We start from the raw sequence: 16,512 nt of genomic DNA, 5'->3' as shown, positions 1-16,512 counted from the left end.
GTCTACTCCTTGTGCGCGTCGCCGGGACGCAGCGATTCATGGGGGGCGGGCTGGGATTCGGCGAGTCCGATGCCGCGCTGGAACGCGGCCATCAGGCCGGGGTCGTGCAGGGTGTGCTCCTCGGGCTTGCGGGCCGCCGGCTCGTCGCGCAGCTGCGGGACGAGGTGTTCCTGGGCGCGCCGCTTGGGGAGCACGGGCCGGCCGGGAGCCTCGGGCGCCGGGGGGAGCGGCGACAGGAGGGAGGCCGGCGGTCCCGTGGGTGCCGCGCCGGCCGACTGGGCCGGTACCTGGGTGGTGCGGCCGGAGTCCGCGTACCCGTCCGGCCGCTCGCTCGTACGGGGGTACGTGAGCGGGTCGGCGGTGCGGGGCTCCTCGTGGCGGGCGGGGGCCCGCTCCGGGGAAGGTGCGGACCGCGGCGGTACGGGGGCGGCCGCGTTCATGGCCGCGGGCACGGGCGCCTGGGGGTGGGCCGGTGCCGCCGTCGGGGCCGTCGGAGGGGTGTGGGCCGGGGCCGCCGCCGGGGCGGCGGCGGGGGTCTCCGGCCGGGACTGCGGGTGCGACGGATCCTGTGACGCCGTCGGCTGGGGCTGCGGCTGCATCTGCACCTGGTTCGGCGGGACCGCGGCGGAACCCGCGGTCGCGGCGGCCTGGCGCTCGTGCTGGGCGAGCCCCTCGGGGTCGGCGCCGAGAAGGCCCTGCGGCAGCACGAGGACCGCCTGGACCCCGCCGTAGATGTTGGACTGGAGGCGTACGGCGATGCCGTGCCGGCGGGCGAGCGCCGAGACGACGAAGAGTCCGATCCGGCCGTCCTGGAGCAGATGGGCGACGTTGACCTGGTCGGGGTCGGCGAGCAGGGCGTTCATCTTGTTCTGCTCGGTGACGGGCATGCCGAGGCCGCGGTCCTCGACCTCGATCGCGAGGCCGGCCGTGACGTACTGCGCGCGGAGCAGCACCGTGGTGTGCGGCGCGGAGAACAGCGTCGCGTTCTCGACGAGCTCGGCGAGGAGGTGGATGACGTCGGCCACGGCATGGCCCCGGAGCGTACCGTCGATCGGCGGTACGAGCTTCACGCGCGGGTACTGCTCGACCTCGGCGATGGAGGAGCGCAGCACCTCCGTCATGGTGACCGGGTTGGACCACTGGCGGCGGGAGATGGCCCCGCCGAGCACGGCGAGGTTCTCGGCGTGCCGGCGGATGCGGGTGGCCAGGTGGTCGACGTGGAACAGGCCCTTGAGCAGCTCCGGGTCCTCGACCTCGTTCTCCAGCTCGTCGAGGAGCTGGATCTCGCGGTGGACCAGGGACTGCAGGCGTCGGGCGAGGTTGACGAAGACCTCGACCTTCTGTTCGTTTCCGACGCTGCTGGAGAGCCGGGACGCCTGCACGACGGCTGCGACGGCGGCCTCGTGGGAGCGCGTCAGCTCCTGGGAGAGCAGGTCGAACTCGTCGCCGGACGCGGTGCCGGTGGGCAGCGCGGGGCGGGGCGGCAGCGCCTCACCCCTGCGCAACTGTTCGAGAATGGCGTGCAGTTCGCTCTGCCCTCGGGCGCTGGTGCGGCGCAGGGCGTTGCAGCGGTCGAGCACCGCCCTGGCCGCCCGGTCCGCGCCGAGCGCGGCGGCCGTCACGGAGGCAACGGTGAGGGCGGCGGCGCCGGTGAGCGCGGCCCAGAGGCCGGGGGTGGGACCGGCGCCGGTGGAGCGGATGGTGAAGAGGACGGCCGCGGCCCCGCCGAGTGCCACCGCGACGGCGGGGAGCACGGAGGTGCGCAGGAGTTGGGAGCGTATGCGGGCTTCCGTCGTGTGCTGCGGGGAGGAGTGTGCCGGGGGGTTGCTGGTGGTACCGGGGGCGGAGCGGGCGCCTGACCGGCCGTGCCGCCCACCCTCGCGTCGATCTGACCGCGAGGCGGGTGCGCGAAGTTGAGACATGAGTGTCCTTGGTACGTGCCCAGGAATCGGCGTACTGCGGGGGCTGTTCAGGGGTTACGGGGAGGGCTTCACGGGGGTTGTACGGGGGCTTGCTCGGGGTCCTGCTCAGGGGCTGTTCTGGCGGTGGCCGACAAGGGTGCGACGAGCCTACCGATGATCACCAACCACACACTGTAGTCGTCAACCGTTCATGTGCGGCGCGCAGTTGGCAAACTTACCCGTAGAGCGGCCCGGTCTGGTATCGCCTCTCGCACGACAGGCCGAGAAGCATCGGCCTAAAGTCGACGCCGTGGCGCGGAAGGGCTGCCGTGGACCGGGAACGGAAGAGGGCGGAGGCGTTCACACGCCTCCGCCCTCTGCGGAAATCGCCCTCGACCGGAATCTCCCGGGGCCGCGCGGACCGCACGGCCCGCACGCGCCCTCAGGGGGTCCGGGCCGCCTCCGGCGCGCCCAGGCCGCCGTCCGTGCCCGTCTCGCCAGGCGCCCGTCCGGCGTCCGCACCGGCCTTCAGGTCCGCGGACACGCCGGGCGCGCCGGTGAGCGGCATGTGACCGTCGGTGAGAGGCCGCCCTCCCCAGCCCTCGGCGGGGACCCGGGCGACCGTCCGCCACCAGGGGGTCTCGGGCAGCCGCTCCGCACCCGGCTCGAAGGGCTCGCCGGGGATCGGCAGGGCGACCCGCTGGGAGACCCCGGCGGCGGCCTCGACGGTGCCCTCCCCCGGCTCGGCCCACGGATGCGGGGCGAGGTTGAAGGTGCCCCAGTGGATCGGCAGCATCACCCCGGCCGGCCCGCCGCCCTGGAGGTCCAGATGCGCCTTCATGCCCTCCGCCGGGGTCATGTGGATGTCGGACCAGAACTCCGAGTAGGCACCGATCTGGATCATCGTCGCGTCGAAGGGGCCGTGGGCCGCCCCGATCTCCTTGAAGCCGGAGAAGTAGCCGGTGTCCCCGCTGTGGAAGATCCGGTGGCCGGGTCCCGTCACCACCCAGGAGGCCCAGAGCGTCATCTGGCGGTTGCGCAGGCCGCGGCCGCAGAAGTGCCGGGCCGGGGTGGCCGTGAGCCGCAGCTCGCCGATCTCGGTGGACTCGTTCCAGTCCAGTTCCCGCAGGCGGGAGGCGGGCACTCCCCAGCGCTCCAGGTGCGCGCCGACACCGAGCGGGACGGCGAAGACCGTGTCGGTGGTGGCGAGCGCCTTGATCGTCGGCAGGTCGAGGTGGTCGTAGTGGTCGTGCGAGATCACGACGACATCGACAGGACCGAGCGCGGCGAGCGGCGCGGGCACCGGGTGGAGCCGCTTGGGCCCGGCGAAGGCGAAGGGGGAGCAGCGCTCGCCCCAGACGGGGTCGAAGAGGACCCGGTGGCCGTCGATCTCCGCCAGGACGCCGGAGTGACCCATCCAGGTCAGCCGGAGACCGGTGACGGGGGGCCTGGCCAGGTCGGCGACGGTGGTGGGGTGGACGGGGATCGTGCCGGTGGGGATCCGGCGCGACCGTCCTTCCTTGTCGAAGTAGATCTTGGCGAATTCGACGCCGGAGCCGGAGGGGCCGCGTCGGGCGGGTTCGGGGTTCTGGAAGATCCCGTCCGCGAAGTTCGGCGAGCGGCGGATGCGGGCGAGGCGCTCACCCGTGGGGTCCGCGCCGAAGGACTCGGGGCGCAGTGCGCGCAGCCGGGCCCGTGGCGAACGGTCGGAGCCGGTACCGGTCACAGGACCTCCTGATCTCTGGGGTCGTTCCATTATGGGCGGCCCGCGCCGCGAACGTCCGGGGCGGCCGGCCGTACCGGGCAGCGGTTCGGTACGGCCTCCGGCCGGCCCTTCGCCGAACGCCACGGCCGGTACCGGTCCCCTCACACACCGCTGCCCATGACGATCATGCCCGCGTCATGTGCTGTGTAGGCTGCGCCGCGTGGCGAGAGTGCGGTTGAGCGTGGCCGAGCGGCGGGAGGAGCTGCTGCGGGCCACCGTCGAGCAGATCGAGGCGCGCGGTGTCGCGGCTGTCCGGATCTCCGACGTGGCCTCCGCGCTCGGGGTGAGCAATGCCCTGGTGCTCTACCACTTCTCGTCCAAGGAACAGCTGGTCGCCGCCGCCTTCGCACACGCCGCCGAGGCCGATCTCACCCGGTTGCGCCGGATCCTCGGGCGCCGCTCCACGGCGGTGCGACGACTGCGGGCCGCGGTGCGCTGGTACGCGCCGACCGGTCAGGCCAAGGGGTGGCGCCTGTGGATCGAGGGCTGGGCGGCCTCGCTGCGCGACCCCGAGCTGCGCCGGGTCGCCGCCTCCCTCGACCAGGAGTGGAAGGCGGCGCTGGCCCGGGTGATCGCGGAGGGGAGCGCCGCCGGGGAGTTCGCCTGCGCGGACCCGGACGGGGCGGCCTGGCGGCTCACCGCCTTCCTCGACGGCCTCGCCGTCCAGACGACGGCGTACCACGGCTCTCTCTCCCGCACCGCGATGCTGCGCTGGGCGGACACCGCGCTCGTCCGGGAACTGAACCTGCCGGACGAGGCCGGAGGACCGCGCGCGGACGAGGAACCGGGCGAGGCCTGACCACGGTCCGGCCGTCACCGACGGGCTCAGAGGCGGGCTCAGAGGGGCATGAGGTCGGGGCGCTTGGCCTCCACGTGGTCCCCTGAGCTCTCGCCGCGCAGCCGGCGCCCGATCCAGGGCACGAGGTACTCCCTCGCCCACTGGATGTTGTCACGGCGCACTTCGAGCGTGCCGCGCGGCGGGACCGGCGGCCACGCCTGGTCGGGGTCGGCCGGCACCGGCAGGCCGAGGACCTGGGCGGCGCGCAGGGCGACCCGGGTGTGCCCCTCGGGCGAGAGGTGCAGCCGGTCGTCGTCCCAGGCCCGCCGGTCCTGGACGGACTTCAGGGACCACAGGTCGAGGACCGGGCAGTCGTATCGGTCCGCGATGGCCCGGACGTGGGCGGTGTAGGTGGCGATCTTGCCGCGCAGGTGCCGGAGGACGGGCACGTCACGGGTGTCGAAGCCGGTGGTCACCATGACCGTGCCGACGGCGGAGGTCAGTTCGGCGACGGCGCGCTCGAAGCGCTCGGCCACGTCGTCGGGGTCCGTGCCGGGGCGGATGATGTCGTTGCCGCCGGCGCAGAAGGTCACCAGGTCGGGGGCGAGTTCCTTCGCCCGGGGGACCTGTTCCGCCACGATCTGGTCGAGGAGGCGCCCGCGTACGGCCAGGTTGGCGTAGCGGAAGGCGTCGTGCTCCGGCAGCTGGTCGGCGAGCAGCACCGCGAAGCGGTCCGCCCAGCCGACGTACGTCCCGTCGGGCCCGGGGTCTCCGACGCCCTCGGTGAAGCTGTCACCGATCGCCGCGTACGACCCGAATGCGTTCTTGTCTCTTGATCTCGAATCGTCTGCCACGGGAGCACATCCTTCCCTTTCGGGTGTGACCTACGCGACCGTAAGGAGGGGTTGACGGTGCGTGACATATGCCACCGATAAAGAATGTGCCAAGCCGGAATAGAGCGGGGGGACATGCCGGTGGCCCGGCACAGGAGTGCCGGGCCACACGGGAGTTGACGGGCGTCGGGCTCAGATGGAGACGCCGTGCTGGCGCAGGTAGCCCAGCGGGTCGATGTCGGAGCCGTAGCTCGGCGAGGTGCGGATCTCGAAGTGCAGGTGCGGGCCGGTGGAGTTGCCGGTGGAACCGGAGAGACCGATCTGCTGGCCGCCGGTGACCGTCTGGCCGGACGAGACGGAGAGGGAGGAGAGGTGGGCGTACTGCGAGTAGTTGCCGTCGGCGTGCTGGATGACGACCTCGTTGCCGTACGCACCGCTCCAGCCGGCCGAGACGACCGTGCCGGCGCCGACGGCGCGGACGGTGGTGCCGGAGGAGGCGATGAAGTCGGCACCGGTGTGGTAGCCGGAGGACCACATGGAGCCGGAGGCGCGGTACGGGGTGGAGACGCCGCCACCGACCGGGGCGACCCAGCCGGACGCGGAGGTCGAGGCGCCGGAGGCGGAGGAGCCCGTGGACCGCGCGGGGGCGGCGTCCGGGGTCTGCGCGGCCGGGGCGGAGGAGCGCTCGGCGCCACGGGAGGCGCGCGGGGTGTCGCCGTTCTTCGAGGAGGGCGCGGCGGAGGTCTTCTGGCTGCTCCTGGGGGCGGCGGCCTTGGGCGCGGCGCTCTTCGGGGCGGCGGGCCTGGCGGTGTTCTTGGCGCCGAGCGTGAGCTTCATGCCGGGCAGGATGAGCGAGGGGTCCTCGCCGACGACCTGGCGGTTGTCGGCGTAGAGCTTCTGCCAGCCGCCCGCGAGGTGGTGCTCGGAGGCGATCTTCGACAGGTAGTCGCCCCGGACGACGGAGTACGTCTTCGGTGCGGCCTTCGTGGCGGTCGGCGCGGCCTGGACGGCGGCGGCCTTCACGTGGGCGGCGGCGGTGACGGCCTGGGCGGGGGCGGCGGCCGGGGCCGCCTGCTCGGCGGCGTGGGCCCCGGTGGCTCCGAGGAACGGGAGGGCGACGACGGCGCCTCCGGTACCGGCGGCGGCGATGCCGCGGGTGAGGCGGCTGGACTTCGTACGGCGGTGCTTACCCGTCGCGGGCATGGCGAATTCCTCTCCGGCGCCTGCGAGGTGAGCTGTCGGGTTCGGACTGGAGATGCCCGGCCGCGTTCTCACGCGGCTTCACCCCAAGCCGTCCTGCGTCGCGGGACCGGCGTACTTCCTGGGTCCCCCGCTCCTGCCACGCATGGGATGAGTGGAATTCCGGACGGTGGCAGGATTCGGCGGTCCGACCGGATTGACGGTGACGCTAGACGAGCGGGGTCGGCACGAACAAGCCACCGTTTTCCACCGGCTTTCTCCGCCGCCTCTTTCACCCGGAATTCCGGTCACCCTCCGTGGATGACGGCCCTTCGATTCCCGTTTTACGCAGGGGAATTGCTTCCGACTGTCGGCCACGATCCGTCACTTCTATGACCCTGCTCACGCACGGGAGCTCATCTCACCTGTAAACAGGGCGCGTTATACGTAAGGCCTCAATACGGACAGATCACCCATTCCAGTCCAGGGGGCTGCGCTGCCACCGTCCCGCCTGGATGATTGCCCCTGGAACCCATTCCGCGTCGGGCACCCGAACGTCGACCACCAGGAGCATCCGTGACGCAGCAGCTGCCGCAGGTCCCGCCCATCGAGCTGAACGAACCCGAGCTGGCCGAGGTACGCAACTTCCGGGACGTGGGCGGCCTGCCGACGACGGACGGGCGCGCCGTGCGCCCCGGCCGCCTCTTCCGCAGCGGCCACCTCGCCCACGCGACCGGGACGGACGTCGTCTTCCTCGACTCGCTGGGACTGCACACCGTCTTCGACTTCCGGAACCTGGCCGACCGGAAGGTCGAGGGCCCGGACGTCGAGCTGCCCGGCGTACGGAACGTGAACATACCCCTCAACGATCCGGCGGACGGCAAGGAGTTCTGGAAGCTGGTCCGCGACGGCGGCATCGAGCAGCTGCGGGAGATCCTCGGTGACGGCAAGGCCGCCGCCCGTATGTCCGAGTCGTACCGGAAGATGGTGATCGAGCGGACCGCCGAGCACAGCCGGATCCTGCACTCCATGGCGGAGGACAGCCTCCCCGCCCTGATGCACTGCGCGGCCGGCAAGGACCGCGCGGGGCTCTCCATCGCGATCACCCTGCTCGCCGTCGGAGTCGAGCGGGCGGCGATCGAGGACGACTACGTGAAGTCGAACGAGCCGCACCGCCGCTACAAGGTGCGCCGCGGCTCCACCGCTCCGGACGCCATGTCGCCCGAGGTGATGGAACTGCTGAGCCCCCTCTTCGACGCGCGGGTGGAGTATCTGCGAGGCGCCTTCGAGACGATCGAGGCGACCTGGGGCTCGGTGGACGGCTACCTCGCGGAGGGCCTGAAGCTGGCCCCGGAGACCCGTGAGCGGCTGAAGGAACGCCTGCTCACGGAGGCGTAGACCCGTCGGCTACTGGTTCTGCCCGCCGAGCATGAAGAGCAGATAGAGGAAGCCGGCGAAGAGGTGGCCTGCGATCAGATAGGCGAACAGACGGAGGACCAGCCCCTTGGGGAACTTGCCCTCTCCGCGCTCTTCACCAGTGACCGGTCGCGACTTGTCGGACATGTCTGCCCTTTCGGAAGGAATCGGAGGGAGTACGGAGGAACGGAGCGTCGCGGAGATCACCGCCGGTGGGCGGTCCCGTCGCCGAGGCACAGTTCGGCCGCGGGACTCTGCATCAGGGTGTGGACGAACAGCACCTCCGCCCCGCCGGCGGTGGCGGCGCCGATCCGGTGCGGGGTGAGCGAGTCGAAATGCGCGCTGTCCCCGGGGTCGAGGACGTGGACGGCCTCGCCGAGCGCCAGCCGCACCCGCCCCTCCAGGACGTGGATCCACTCCTCGCCCGGGTGGACACGCACGATGTCGGCCCGCGTCGCGTACGGCACATGGACCCGCAGGCACTGCAGGGCCCGCCCGGCGCCGCCCGCCTGGCGGTAGATCCAGCCGTCGGCCTCGACGGGTTCGGAGCGGCCGGCCCGGACGACGGGGTCACGCTCGGGCGGCGCCTCGCCGAGGAGCTCGGAGACCGTCGTACCGTAGATGCGGGCGAGGGCGAGCAGCATCGGCAGCGAGGGCTGCCGGTTTCCGGTCTCCAGGCGTGAGAGGTGGGCCGGCGAGAGGCCGGCCCGCTGGGCGGCGGCCTCCAGGGTGAGCCCCCGGCGGCGGCGCAGGGCCCGCAGCTGCGGGGCGACGCCCGGCAGGGCGCCCGGGGCGGCGGGGTCCGGGGAGGTCTCCCCGGGGACGTGGTCCATGGGTCCATTCCGCCAGCATCGTGCCTCTGAGGCAAATTTCTTGCCTCAGAGGCAAAAGCCCGGGGATCCCGCTCGACAGCCGGAGATCCGCGCTCAGCGCTGCGCGACCGCCTGCTTGACCAGGGTCCTCCCGAAGTCCCACAGGAGCCCGCCGCCGCCATGGGCGTCGTCCATCACCGCCGTGAAGGCGGTGACGAACCGGTCCACGTCCGCCTCGTCGATGATCAGCGGCGGGATCAGCTTGATCACCTCCAGATGGTCACCCGAGACCTGGGTGAGGATCCGGTGCCGCTGGAGCAGCGGGACGACGACCATCTGGGCGAAGAGGCCCTTGCGGGCCGCCTGGAGCATCGTCCAGCGCCCGCGCAGGCCGAGCGAGGACGGCCGGCCGAACTCGATCCCGATCATCAGACCGCGCCCGCGGATCTCGTGCAGCAGCTCGTACCGGGGCACGAGCTCCTTCAGACGTCCGGAGAGCAGGTCGCCGATCCGGCGGGCGTGCGCGACCGTCCCCTCGTCCTCCATGACCGAGAGGACGGCGAGCCCGGCCGCCATGGCCTGCGCGTTCGATCCGAAGCTCGCCGAGTGGACCAGGACCCGGTCCATCGACGAGTAGACCTTCTTGAAGATCCAGTCCTTGCCGAGGGTGGCGCCGACCGGGACGTAGCCGCCGGAGAGTGCCTTGGCGACACAGACCAGGTCGGGTTCGACGCCCTCCTCGTGCTGGTACGCGTAGAAGTCGCCCGTCCTGCCGAGGCCGGTCTGCACCTCGTCGGCGATCAGCAGGGCCCCGTGCCGGTGGAGCAGCTCCTGGGCGGCGCGGAGGAAGCCCGGCGGGGACTCGTGGACCCCCTTGCCCTGGATGGGTTCGACGACGAAGGCGGCCACGTCGCCCCCGCGCAGCTCCCGCTCCAGGGCGTCGAGGTCGCCCAGCTCGATCGCCGTGTCGGGCAGGAGCGGGGCGAAGCCGTCCCGGAAGCCCTTCTCCCCGTTGACGGAGAGGGAGCCGGTGGTGAGGCCGTGGAAGGCGTGGGAGCAGTAGAGCACCCTGGGCCGCCCGGTGGCGTACCGGGCGAACTTCAGGGCGGTCTCCACGGCCTCCGTGCCGCTGTTGCCGAAGAAGACCCGGTCCAGGTGCGGGCTGTGGGCCAGGAGCCGCTCGGCGAGGAGTCCGGGCAGCGGCTGGCAGTCGAAGCGGGTGAGGTCGGCGAGCTGGGCGTCCAGGACGTCGTGGAGGGCCTTGCGGACGACGGGGTGGTGCCGTCCGAGGCCCATCACGCCGAAGCCGGCGAGCATGTCGAGGTGGTCGACGCCGTCGGCGTCCCAGAAGTGGGCGCCCTCAGCCCGCTCGTACACCTTGTCGAAGCCGATGGTGTGGAGCATGCGCGGCAGCTGGTGGTTGAGGTACCTGGCGTGCAGCTCGTACCGCTCGCCGCCGCGCTCGGCGAGCAGCGCCCGCAGGTCGAACTCGCCTGTCATGAGGCACTCACCCGTTGTTCCCCGAGACGGTCTCCCGCACCGCGCGCAGGGACTCCTTGAGGGAGCCCATGGTGGCGAGGACGGCGGTGGGCTCGTAGCCGCAGTGCGCCATGCAGTTGGCGCAGCGGGGGTCCTTGCCGCGGCCGTACTTGTCCCAGTCGGTGTCCTCGATGAGTTCGCGGTACGTGGGGACGTATCCGTCGCTCATCAGATAGCAGGGGCGCTGCCAGCCGAAGAGCGAGTAGTTCGGAATGGCCCAGGCGGTGCAGGGGAAGTCCGCCTTTCCTTCCAGGAAGTCCAGGAAGAGCGGCGAGTGGTTGAGCCGCCAGCGGCGCCGGTTTCCGCCGGCGAAGGCCTTCTTGAAGAGTTCGCGGGTCTGCTCCACGCCGAGGAAGTGCTCCTGGTCGGGGGCCTTCTCGTACGCGTAGGCGGGCGAGATCATCATCTCGTCGACCTGGAGGTCGTCGTTGAGGTAATTGAGGACCTCGATGATCGTCTGCGGGGTGTCGGTGTTGAAGAAGGTCGAATTGGTGGTGACGCGGAATCCGCGCCGCTTGGCCTCCTTGATGGCCGCCACCGCCTCGTCGAACACCCCCTCCTTGGCGACGGATTCGTCGTGCCGCTCCCGCAGGCCGTCGATGTGGACGGCGAAGGCGAAGTACGGCGAGGGGGTGAAGTTCTCCAGCTTCTTGCGCAGCAGCATCGCGTTGGTGCAGAGGAAGACGTACTTCCTCTTCGCCACCAGCTGGCGCACGATCTCGTCGATCTGAGGGTGCATCAGGGGCTCGCCGCCCGCGATGGACACCATGGGGGCGCCGGACTCGAGGACCGCGCCGACCGCCTGGGCGACCGGCATGCGCTGCTTGAGGACTCCCGCCGGGTGCTGGATCTTTCCGCAGCCCTCGCACTTGAGGTTGCACGCGAAGAGCGGCTCGAGCTCGACGATCAGCGGGAACTTCTCGCGCTTGCGGAGCTTCTGTTCGAAGAGGTAGGTCCCGACCCTGATGGACTGACGCAGCGGCATGGCCATAACTCGCTCACCTCCTGGGGAGCAGCAAAGAACGGTGCCATTCGAAGAAAGCGGGAAGGACGGCACGAAGAACGCGGAAGGCCGATATTCCCCCGCGTACCGTGCCGATCCGCACCAGTTCATGTTCTGGAGCGTCCACGACCACCCGGACGGCCGCAACCGGGCGGGCGTCCGGCCCGCCACCGACGCCGGAGAAGGCTTCCCGGGCGGTGAGGAGCGTCGCGGCGGACTCCATGTCGACGGCGATCGCCCCGGTCGCCCGCAGCGCGGCCCGCTCGGGGCCGCGCACCACGTGGTCGGAGCCGGTCAGCGGCCCGGTATGCACGGCCCGCCCCGGCACCGCCCTGGCCAGCGCCTTCACCAGGAGCTCGGTCCCGGTGCAGAGGGTCGTGCCGTCGGGCCCGCGGGCCTCGTCGGCGACGACCAGGTCCCCCGGGTGCATCCCGGGGGCGAGCCCCGCGCAGAAGCCCGAGGCGATGACGGCGGCGTCCCGCCACCGCTCCTCGCCGAGCGACCGGGAGACCGCCCGGCGGGCCCGGTCGGGTCCCATGCCCGTACGGAGCACGGTCACAGGCCCTGGGGCGCCGCCGCGCTCCCCGCTGCGCAGGGCGAGCTGCTCGATGCCGAGCGCGCAGGCGATGAGCAGCGGCGGCGGGGCGGCGGGGCCCGGCTCGCGCCCCATCAGCGCTCCTTGCCGGGCGCGGGCTCCCCGTACACGTAGCGTCCGAGCGCCGTGAGGGGGAACACCTGGCGGTAGAGGTGGTAGTTGATCGAGAAGTCCCAGGGGAAGCCGGTGCCGGTGAAGTACGGCTCGTCCCAGGAGCCGTCCTCGCGTTGGGTCCCGGCGAGCCAGGCCACGCCCCGCCGTACGGGCTCGGAGTCCCGCTCCCCCGCCGCGAGGAGGGCGATCAGCGCCCACGCGGTCTGGGAGGCGGTGGAGGCGCCGCGTCCGATCCATGTCGGGTCCGTGTAGGAGCGGAGGTCCTCGCCCCAGCCCCCGTCCTCGTTCTGGGTGGATCCGAGCCAGTGGACGGCCCGGCGGATCGCCGGGTGGGAGAAGGGCAGCCCGGCTGCGGTGAGCGCCGGGAGCACCGAGCCGGTGCCGTACACGTGGTTGACGCCCCAGCGGCCGAACCAGGCACCGTTCGGCTCCTGGTGGGCGAGCAGCCACTGGACGCCCGCGCGGGTCCGGGGATCCTGGGCGAGGCCCTCGTACGCCAGCATCTCCACGACGTGGGCGGTGACGTCGGCGGAGGGCGGGTCGATCACCTCTCCGAAGTCGCAGAAGGGCAGTCTGTTGGGAAAGGCGCTGGTGTTGTCTGCGTCGAAGGCGCCCCAGGCCCCGCCCCGCGACTGCATGCCGAGGGTCCAGCGGGCGCCCCGGGCGACGGCCGCCTCCACCCGTGCGGGCTCGGGGTGTCTGACCCGGCGCAGGGCCAGCACCACTTCGGCGGTGTCGTCGATGTCGGGGTAGTTGTCGTTGTGGAACTCGAACGCCCAGCCGCCGGGCGGAAGTCCTGGCCGCCGGACCGCCCAGTCCCCGGGCCGGGTGATCTCCTCGTCGAGCATCCAGTCGACGGCCTTCACCAGGGCCGGGTGGTCCGGCGGGAGCCCCGCGTCGGCGAGCGCGATCGTGGCGAGGCAGGTGTCCCACACGGGCGACTGGCAGGCCTCGATCATCCGCGAGCCGTCCTCGCGCCACACGGCGAACCGGTCGAGCGACTCGAGGCCGGCGCGCATGACGGGGTGTTCGATGTCGTAGCCGAGGAGGTGGAGGGCGATGACCGAGTAGACGGCGGGGGGCTGGATGCCGCCCCAGCAGCCGTCGTTCTCCTGGCGCTCGATGATCCAGCGCGCGGCGATGTTCATGGCGGTCCTGCGCAGGGAGCGCGGCGCCAGCCGGTGGTAGGCGTGCAGTGCCTTGTCGAGCCGCTGGAAGATCCCGTCCCAGCCGGTCGCCGGGGCGAGGGGGCGGGGCGGGTTCGGCCGGGCCGGGTCGGTGTGCAGCTCGTCGAGCGGGAAGGGGGCCGGGCGGACCGGTCGCTTCGCGGAGACGACGGTGAGCGGCACGATCGTCTGCCGGGCCCAGCAGCCGAAGTCGTAGATGTTGAGCGGGAACCACTTGGGGAGGAAGAGCAGTTCCGGTGGCAGCTCGGGCAGGTCCTCCCAGCGCCACCAGCCGAAGAGGGCGAGCCAGATCCGGGTGAAGACCCGGGCGGCGGCGATGCCTCCCCCGGCGCGGACCCAGGCGGCGGCGCGGGCCATGTGCGGGGCCTCGGGCGGGTCTCCGGCGAGGCGCAGGGCGACATAGGCCTCGACGGTGGCGGAGACCTCGCCGGGTCCGCCGTAGAAGGTGGCCCAGGCGCCGTCCTCGCGCTGTTCGCGGCGGATGTGGAGGGCCGCGGCGCGGGTGGTGTCGGCGTCGAGGATGCCGAGGAACTGGCGGAGGAGGAGGTCCTCGGCGTCCATGGTGACGTTGGTCTCCAGGTCGCCCTTCCACCAGCCCTCGGGGTCCTGTCGGGCGAGCAGGTGCTCGACGGCCCGCTCCGCGGCCCGGGCGGCGGCTTCGTCGAGGTCCGGCGCGGCGGCGCCGGTGTCGTGCGTCGTGCTGGCCGCGGCTGCCAGGGGGCTCATGCCCCCGGCGCTTCCGTCGGTCGTCGCTGTCATGGCTTCCCCTTTGCGCAGTCGGTTGCATCTGCTTCTACGGGTCTGCCGTCGGCCGGCGCCGGGTGGCACCGGCCGGCGACCGCGAACTCATATCAGGGTGATGGTGATCATCTCTTCCGTACGACCACGAAGTCGGCGAGCGCGGTGAGCTGCGCCCGTACGCGGGCAGGCATGTCCACCTCGTGCAGGGCCTCGATCGCGACGGCGTGCTGCCGGCGGGCCTCCTGGGAGGTCCACTCGCGTCCTCCGGCCTCCTCGATGAGGGCCGCCCGGAAGGCGAACTCCTCCTCGGAGAAGCTGTCGAAGTCGTTGGACTTGGCGTCCGCGGCGAGGAGTTCGCCGAGCCGCTCGGAGGCCTCGCCGCCGGCGGCGAGTGCGGCGACGACCGGCAGGGACTTCTTGCGCTGCCGCAGGTCGCTCCAGGTCTGCTTGCCGGTGGCCTCCGGGTCGCCCCAGATGCCGAGGAGGTCGTCGACGGCCTGGAAGGCGAGGCCGAGGTGGTAGCCGTACTCCTCCAGCTTGTCGGCGGTGCGGTCGTCGGCCCCGCCGAGCACGGCGCCGATGGAGACGGCGCAGGCGAGCAGGGCGCCCGTCTTGTTGCCCTCCATCTCCAGGCACTCCTCGACGGTGACCCGCTCGCGGTGCTCGTACGAGATGTCCTGGGCCTGGCCGTCGATGAGCTTGCGGGAGGCCGTGGTGAGCCGGCGGGTGGCCCGGCCCGCCTCGACGGTGCCGAGCTCCAGGAGCAGCTCGTTGGCGAGGGCGAACAGGGCGTCGCCGACGAGGATGGCCTGCGCGGGTCCGTGCACCTTCCACACGGTGTCGCGGTGGCGGCGCTGCTCGTCCCCGTCCATCAGGTCGTCGTGCAGCAGCGAGAAGTTGTGGACGAGTTCCACGGCGACGGCGCCGGGGACGCCGACCTCGGGTGCGGCGCCCGCGGCCTCGGCCGACAGCAGGGCGAGCGCGGGGCGGACGGCCTTGCCTCCGTCGCCGTCCGCGGGATTGCCCTCGGCGTCGATCCAGCCGAAGTGGTAGGCGGCCACGGTGTCCATGGGCGGCGCGAGGCGGTCGACGGCCGCCCGCAGTACGGGGGTGGACAGGGTCCGCCCCCGCTCAAGCAGTGCGGACACGTCCGCGGTGTCGACGGCCGGATTACCCGGCGGCACAGTCGGCACGGTCTCTCCTCTTGTTCCGGTACTCACACTCATACCGCCTCCTGCAGCGGATGGTCATGGCGGCGGCCGAGGGCGGAGAGCGCGGCACCCGCCGCGCTGAATCCGCTGCGGACGGCACCCTCCATGGTCGCGGGCCAGCCGGTGGCGGTCCAGGCGCCGGCCAGGTAGAGCCCCGGGGCCTGGGTGCGGGCGCCGGGGCGGAGCCGGCCGACGCCCGGGGTGGGGGCGAACGTGGCCGTCCGCTCCCTGGTGACGAAGAAGTCGCGGACCCCGGCGCCCCGGGCGGCGGGCAGCAGCCGCTCCAGCTCGGGGAGGTACTTCGCGCGCAGGGCGGCGACGGGTTCGTCGATCTCGTCCTGGGCGGCGGACTGGGAGACGGCGAGGTACTGGCCTCCGCCGGTGAGCCCGGAGGAGTCGGTGCGGTCGAAGACCCACTGCACCGGGGAGCCGAGCGTGGTGAAGAACGGCCGCTTGAGCACCTTGCGGTCGTAGACGACGTGCAGGTTGAGGATGGGGGCGACGGTGATGTCGAGGAGCCGGTCGGCGTCGTCGAGGGCGCCCTCGGGCAGCAGACCGTGGGTCTCCTGCTGCGGTACGGCGAGGACGACGGCGTCCGCCGTGATCGTCTCGCCGGGTACGTCGACGGCCCAGCGTCCTTCGTCCGTACGGGAGATCCGCTCCGCCTTGGTGCGGAGCAGGGTGCGGACGCCGAGGGCGTCGAGCTCCTTCGCGGCGCGGGTGTCATGGAGTTCGCCGAGCGGGACGTGGGCCCAGCCGATGTCGGCGGCGCCGGGCTCGGTGAGGAGCGCGGTCTTGAAGACCATCGCGGCGAGTCCCATGGAGGCCTCGGGGGCGGGGGCGTTCAGGGTGGGGATGCCGATCAGGTCCCAGAGGGCCTCGACGGCCCGGGGGGACTGTCCGTGCCGGCCGAGCCAGGTGCCGAAGTCGACGCCGTCGAGCGCGGGGTCGGCGGGGTCGAGCTTCTTCAGGGCGAGGGCGGCCCGGCCGACGGACGCACGCTCGGCGAGGGAGAGGTGCGGGTAGGTGGCGAGGGTGCGCGCGAGGTGCAGCGGTACGGGGAGGTTGTCGCGGCGGATCCGGCCGAGCCGGGGTCCGCGCGGGTGGGCGACGTCGAGGACGGGGACGTCGAGGCGGTCCTGGAGGGGGGCGAGCCGGGTTCCGTCGATCCGGTCGAGGAACCAGCGGTAGGCGGTGCAGCAGCGCAGATAGACGTGCTGGCCGTTGTCGACGGTGAGGTCGCCGCGGCGGAAGGAGAAGGCGAGTCCACCGAGCCGCGGCCGGCCTTCGAGGAGGGTGACGCCGACTCCGGCGCCGGCGAGCTGGAGCGCGGCGGTGATTCCGGCGAGCCCGCCGCCGACGACGACGGCGTGGGGCTGCCGGGCGTGCTGCTCGGTTCCGTCGTGGGTCACACGGCCTCCGTTCGGGTCGTCGCGGG

14 protein-coding genes and 1 riboswitch are annotated in these 16,512 nt (G+C 72.4%); of the genes, 2 read left to right on the top strand and 12 right to left on the bottom strand.

The genetic code is table 11. The features are described 5' to 3' along the window. Positions 1-2 precede the first annotated feature (2 nt). Positions 3-1,754, bottom strand: coding sequence for an ATP-binding protein (locus tag ACFVYX_RS04765; protein ID WP_389679852.1), 1,752 nt, complete (start codon positions 1,752-1,754; stop codon positions 3-5). 589 nt (positions 1,755-2,343) lie between these two features. Beyond that, entirely contained in the window at positions 2,344-3,627 is a 1,284-nt protein-coding gene (locus tag ACFVYX_RS04760; RefSeq protein ID WP_389679851.1) for an MBL fold metallo-hydrolase, read from the bottom strand. A 199-nt stretch (positions 3,628-3,826) separates the two neighbouring features. Between ACFVYX_RS04760 and ACFVYX_RS04755 the strand changes: the two genes are divergently transcribed. Further along, positions 3,827-4,465 carry a TetR/AcrR family transcriptional regulator gene (locus tag ACFVYX_RS04755; RefSeq protein ID WP_389679850.1) on the top strand — a complete coding sequence of 213 codons (639 nt, stop codon included), beginning with the start codon at positions 3,827-3,829 and terminating at the stop codon, positions 4,463-4,465. Between the two features lie 38 nt (positions 4,466-4,503). On the opposite strand, the gene ACFVYX_RS04750 is transcribed toward ACFVYX_RS04755, so the two are convergent. Both ACFVYX_RS04750 and ACFVYX_RS04745 read right to left on the bottom strand, forming a co-directional pair. Continuing rightward, positions 4,504-5,298 carry an SGNH/GDSL hydrolase family protein gene (locus ACFVYX_RS04750; RefSeq protein WP_389679849.1) on the bottom strand — a complete coding sequence of 265 codons (795 nt, stop codon included), beginning with the start codon at positions 5,296-5,298 and terminating at the stop codon, positions 4,504-4,506. 171 nt (positions 5,299-5,469) lie between these two features. After that, the gene (locus ACFVYX_RS04745; RefSeq protein ID WP_389679848.1) at positions 5,470-6,480 is read right to left on the bottom strand and encodes a peptidoglycan DD-metalloendopeptidase family protein; all 1,011 of its coding nucleotides are present in this window, start codon (positions 6,478-6,480) and stop codon (positions 5,470-5,472) included. Positions 6,481-6,484: 4 nt separating this feature from the next. Beyond that, positions 6,485-6,672: riboswitch (cyclic di-AMP (ydaO/yuaA leader) on the bottom strand. Positions 6,673-7,032: 360 nt separating this feature from the next. On the opposite strand from ACFVYX_RS04745, the gene ACFVYX_RS04740 reads away from it, so the two are divergent. Beyond that, a complete protein-coding gene (locus tag ACFVYX_RS04740) occupies positions 7,033-7,854 on the top strand; it encodes a tyrosine-protein phosphatase (protein ID WP_389679847.1) in 822 nt (273 codons plus the stop codon). Between the two features lie 9 nt (positions 7,855-7,863). On the opposite strand, the gene ACFVYX_RS04735 is transcribed toward ACFVYX_RS04740, so the two are convergent. From ACFVYX_RS04735 to hpnE, 8 genes are all read right to left on the bottom strand, one after another. Then, entirely contained in the window at positions 7,864-8,019 is a 156-nt protein-coding gene (locus ACFVYX_RS04735; protein ID WP_389679846.1) for a DUF6126 family protein, read from the bottom strand. Between the two features lie 56 nt (positions 8,020-8,075). After that, positions 8,076-8,705 carry a helix-turn-helix domain-containing protein gene (locus tag ACFVYX_RS04730; RefSeq protein WP_389679845.1) on the bottom strand — a complete coding sequence of 210 codons (630 nt, stop codon included), beginning with the start codon at positions 8,703-8,705 and terminating at the stop codon, positions 8,076-8,078. A gap of 93 nt (positions 8,706-8,798) precedes the next feature. Then, positions 8,799-10,184 carry an aspartate aminotransferase family protein gene (locus ACFVYX_RS04725; protein ID WP_389679844.1) on the bottom strand — a complete coding sequence of 462 codons (1,386 nt, stop codon included), beginning with the start codon at positions 10,182-10,184 and terminating at the stop codon, positions 8,799-8,801. 7 nt (positions 10,185-10,191) lie between these two features. Beyond that, entirely contained in the window at positions 10,192-11,214 is a 1,023-nt protein-coding gene (gene hpnH / locus ACFVYX_RS04720; protein ID WP_030313699.1) for an adenosyl-hopene transferase HpnH, read from the bottom strand. Between the two features lie 7 nt (positions 11,215-11,221). Continuing rightward, the gene (locus ACFVYX_RS04715; protein WP_389679843.1) at positions 11,222-11,896 is read right to left on the bottom strand and encodes a 1-hydroxy-2-methyl-2-butenyl 4-diphosphate reductase; all 675 of its coding nucleotides are present in this window, start codon (positions 11,894-11,896) and stop codon (positions 11,222-11,224) included. Then, the gene (shc, locus tag ACFVYX_RS04710; RefSeq protein WP_389679842.1) at positions 11,896-13,881 is read right to left on the bottom strand and encodes a squalene--hopene cyclase; all 1,986 of its coding nucleotides are present in this window, start codon (positions 13,879-13,881) and stop codon (positions 11,896-11,898) included. The genes ACFVYX_RS04715 and shc overlap by 1 nt, the downstream gene beginning before the upstream one ends. A gap of 107 nt (positions 13,882-13,988) precedes the next feature. After that, complete coding sequence (locus ACFVYX_RS04705) at positions 13,989-15,089, bottom strand: polyprenyl synthetase family protein (protein ID WP_389679841.1); 1,101 nt, start codon at positions 15,087-15,089, stop codon at positions 13,989-13,991. After that, complete coding sequence (gene hpnE, locus ACFVYX_RS04700) at positions 15,086-16,486, bottom strand: hydroxysqualene dehydroxylase HpnE (protein WP_389679840.1); 1,401 nt, start codon at positions 16,484-16,486, stop codon at positions 15,086-15,088. The genes ACFVYX_RS04705 and hpnE overlap by 4 nt, the downstream gene beginning before the upstream one ends. Positions 16,487-16,512 lie beyond the last annotated feature (26 nt).

The sequence above is a fragment of the Streptomyces sp. NPDC058326 genome (assembly GCF_042879855.1).
Classification (GTDB): Bacteria; Actinomycetota; Actinomycetes; order Streptomycetales; family Streptomycetaceae; genus Streptomyces.
The sequence above is the reverse complement of the archived record's forward strand: the minus strand, read 5'-3'. Positions and strand labels throughout refer to the sequence as shown.

Coding starts and splice junctions, on each gene's coding strand:
- ACFVYX_RS04725 (WP_389679844.1), bottom strand. CDS start 10,184: ATGACAGGCGAGTTCGACCTGCGGGCGCTGCTCGCCGAGCGCGGCGGC.
- ACFVYX_RS04730 (WP_389679845.1), bottom strand. CDS start 8,705: ATGGACCACGTCCCCGGGGAGACCTCCCCGGACCCCGCCGCCCCGGGC.
- ACFVYX_RS04705 (WP_389679841.1), bottom strand. CDS start 15,089: ATGAGTGTGAGTACCGGAACAAGAGGAGAGACCGTGCCGACTGTGCCG.
- ACFVYX_RS04745 (WP_389679848.1), bottom strand. CDS start 6,480: ATGCCCGCGACGGGTAAGCACCGCCGTACGAAGTCCAGCCGCCTCACC.
- hpnH (WP_030313699.1), bottom strand. CDS start 11,214: ATGGCCATGCCGCTGCGTCAGTCCATCAGGGTCGGGACCTACCTCTTC.
- shc (WP_389679842.1), bottom strand. CDS start 13,881: ATGACAGCGACGACCGACGGAAGCGCCGGGGGCATGAGCCCCCTGGCA.
- ACFVYX_RS04735 (WP_389679846.1), bottom strand. CDS start 8,019: ATGTCCGACAAGTCGCGACCGGTCACTGGTGAAGAGCGCGGAGAGGGC.
- ACFVYX_RS04715 (WP_389679843.1), bottom strand. CDS start 11,896: ATGGGGCGCGAGCCGGGCCCCGCCGCCCCGCCGCCGCTGCTCATCGCC.